Annotated in this window: 3 protein-coding genes; all 3 read left to right on the top strand. The window is 61.1% G+C overall.

The genetic code is table 11. From position 1 onward, the window contains the following. A partial coding sequence (locus tag PQR02_RS40020; RefSeq protein ID WP_408243327.1) for a Y4bD/Y4pK family protein occupies nt 1-322 on the top strand: 322 nt, incomplete at its 5' end. A gap of 52 nt (nt 323-374) precedes the next feature. After that, a complete protein-coding gene (locus PQR02_RS40015; RefSeq protein WP_408243326.1) occupies nt 375-707 on the top strand; it encodes a DUF6788 family protein in 333 nt (110 codons plus the stop codon). Nucleotides 708-843: 136 nt separating this feature from the next. Further along, a complete protein-coding gene (locus tag PQR02_RS40010) occupies nt 844-2,916 on the top strand; it encodes a recombinase family protein (RefSeq protein ID WP_408243325.1) in 2,073 nt (690 codons plus the stop codon). Nucleotides 2,917-2,942: the final 26 nt, after the last annotated feature.

Here is a 2,942-nt window from a genome sequence, read left to right as displayed (position 1 = left end):
GGGACGGTCAGCGCGAACTGCACAAGTGCTCAACGAGCATTTGGGATGGGCTGAGATTCGTCACCCGTTCCATCCCCTCAGGGGCCAACGCTTTCCCGTTCTGAAGGAGCGCCGCGTGGCAGGCACCGAGACATTGCTTCTGCGCGATACAGAACGCGGCAGCTTTAGCATTGCGCGCGAATGGACCGACTGGGGCACACCGACTGTCCACGACGACGCCATCGCGCCCGTGTGCTGCTTCGATCTGGGCATGTTGTTGGAGCTGGTCACGTTGATCGACCAGCTTGCCCCATCCAGGAAGTCGTCGAACAAAGGAGCTTGATCAATGCATCTCCTTGTCCTATTATCAGACCAGTTTTCAACGTGGTCCGCCAATGGAAGATATTCCGTCGTCCACTTTGCGCAGACGCCGCGCGCAATTGCTGAAGCAAATGCCGGCGTTAGAGACGCTCTTGCGCGGCTCTCTCATCGAGCGCTACAAGCGCTGCGGCAAACCGGGCTGCAAGTGTGCAGACGGCCCCGGCCATGGCCCCAAGTACTACCTATCCGTGAGCTTTCCCGGCCGCCGGCCGCAAATGGACTACGTGCCGCAAGCCGATTACACCAACGTCGCCGAGCACCTGGCGAACTATCACCGCGTTCGCGAGATCATCGAGGAGATCTGCGAGATCAACCGCGAACTATTGCGCCGCCGCGAGGCGCTCTGAGGGGCGCCGGTGAGCCAGCCGTCGCTGTCGCTCGCCAATTTCATCGATCCGCAATCGGCCGGCGTACTCATCGCCAACATGCTCGAGGCCTGGCTCACCGCCGAGCCCGCGCTGGAGCTGACCGAGGAGGCCTTCGATGAACACCAAGATCACCCCCCAACATCAAAGCAAGCCGGCGTACATCTATATCCGGCAGTCGACACTGGCCCAGGTGCGACACCATCAGGAGAGCACCGAGCGCCAGTATGCGTTGAAGGACAAGGCGCTGGCATTGGGTTGGACGGAAACGGCGATCCGTACGCTGGACCGGGATCTCGGTCAGTCGGGGGCGCAGATGACGGGCCGCGAGGACTTCAAGACGCTGGTGGCGGATGTCTCGATGGGGCAAGTGGGTGCAGTGTTTGCACTGGAAGTGTCGCGCCTGGCGCGCTCGAACCTGGACTGGCATCGCCTGCTCGAGCTGTGTGCGCTTACTCATACTCTCGTGATCGACGCCGATGGTTGCTACGACCCGGGCGACTTCAACGACGGCCTGCTTCTCGGTCTCAAAGGAACGATGGCGCAGGCCGAACTCCATTTTTTGCGCGGGCGCCTCCAGGGCGGTAAGCTCAACAAGGCGCAGAAGGGTGAATTGCGGTTTCCGCTCCCGGTTGGCCTGTGCTACGACGATCAAGGACGCATCGTCCTGGATCCCGATGACGAGGTACGCGGTGCCGTGCAACTGGCATTTCGTCTGTTTCAGGAGACCGGCAGCGCATACGCGGTTGTCAAGCGCTTTGCCGAAGAGGGCCTGCGCTTTCCCAAGCGCGCCTATGGAGGTGCATGGGCGGGTCGACTCATCTGGGGGCGCCTGAGTCACGAACGTGTTCTCGGTTTGATACGGAATCCTTCCTATGCCGGCATCTATGTTTTTGGACGATACCAGTATCGGCAGCGCATCACGCCACAGGGAGAGGTCCATAAGCGCGTGCAGCCGGTTCCGAAGGCAGAGTGGCGCGTTCATCTGCCAGACCATCATGATGGATATATCACCCCGGAGGAATTTGAGCGCAACCAGGACCGCCTGGCGCACAACAGGACCAACGGCGAAGGTACCGTGCTCAGTGGTGCAGCGCGTGAAGGATTGGCGCTGCTTCAGGGACTGCTGATATGCGGCTGCTGTGGTCGGGCGTTGACCGTTCGCTACCAAGGTAACGGCGGCCTTTATCCATTGTACTTATGCAGTGCTCGCCGCCGCGAGGGGCTGGCGACCACCGATTGCATGAGCATGCGCTGCGAACTACTTGACAACGCAATTGGCGAGGCGGTATTCACCGCCCTGCAGCCAGCCGAACTCGAGCTCGCCGTGACCGCCCTGAGCGAACTCGAGCAACGCGATCATGCCATCATGCGCCAGTGGCACATGCGCATCGAACGCGCCGAGTATGAGGTCGCACTCGCTGAACGTCGCTACCAGGAATGCGACCCGGCCAACCGTCTGGTCGCGGGTACCCTCGAGCGGCGCTGGAATGACGCGATGCTTCACCTTGAGGCGATCAGGACGGAAGCCGCCCGGTTCCGGAGCCAGAAGGCACTCGTCGCCACGTCCGAACAGAAAGCTCAGGTCCTCGCGCTAGCGCGCAATCTGCCGCGCCTCTGGCGGGCGCCGACCACATCAGCGAAGGATCGCAAGCGCATGTTGCGACTGCTCATCCGGGACATCACGGTCGAGAGACGGTCCGCCACGAGACAAGCGGTGCTGCATATCCGCTGGCAGGGCAGCGCGTGTACTGATATCACCGTGGACTTGCCCAAGCCGGCTGCCGATGCGATGCGTTACCCCGCCGCGTTCGTCGAGCGGGTGCGCGAACTATCGCAGCACCTGCCTGACCGACAAATCGTGGCGCACCTCAATCAGGAAGGTTTACGCAGTTCTACTGGCAAATCGTTCACGCTTGAAATGGTCAAATGGATCCGCTACCGGTATCGAATTGAAGTAACCTGCTTCAAGCGGCCAGACGAGCTCACGGTACAGCAGCTCGCTCATCGGCTGCATGTCAGTCCACACGTCGTGTATTACTGGATCGAGCGCCAGGTAGTCCAGGCCCGCAAGCTCGATGGGCGGGGCCCGTGGTGGGTCACGCTGGATGCCGCCAAGGAACGGCAACTAAAGGATTGGGTGCGCACTTCAGGGCATCTACAGCGGCAACATTCCAACACTCAACTGTGAGAGGTGCATTATGAGATCACCGTCGG

It is taken from the genome of Paraburkholderia sediminicola, assembly GCF_046026895.1.
Classification (GTDB): Bacteria; Pseudomonadota; Gammaproteobacteria; order Burkholderiales; family Burkholderiaceae; genus Paraburkholderia; species Paraburkholderia sediminicola_C.
This window is presented reverse-complemented; position numbering and strand designations above follow the sequence as displayed.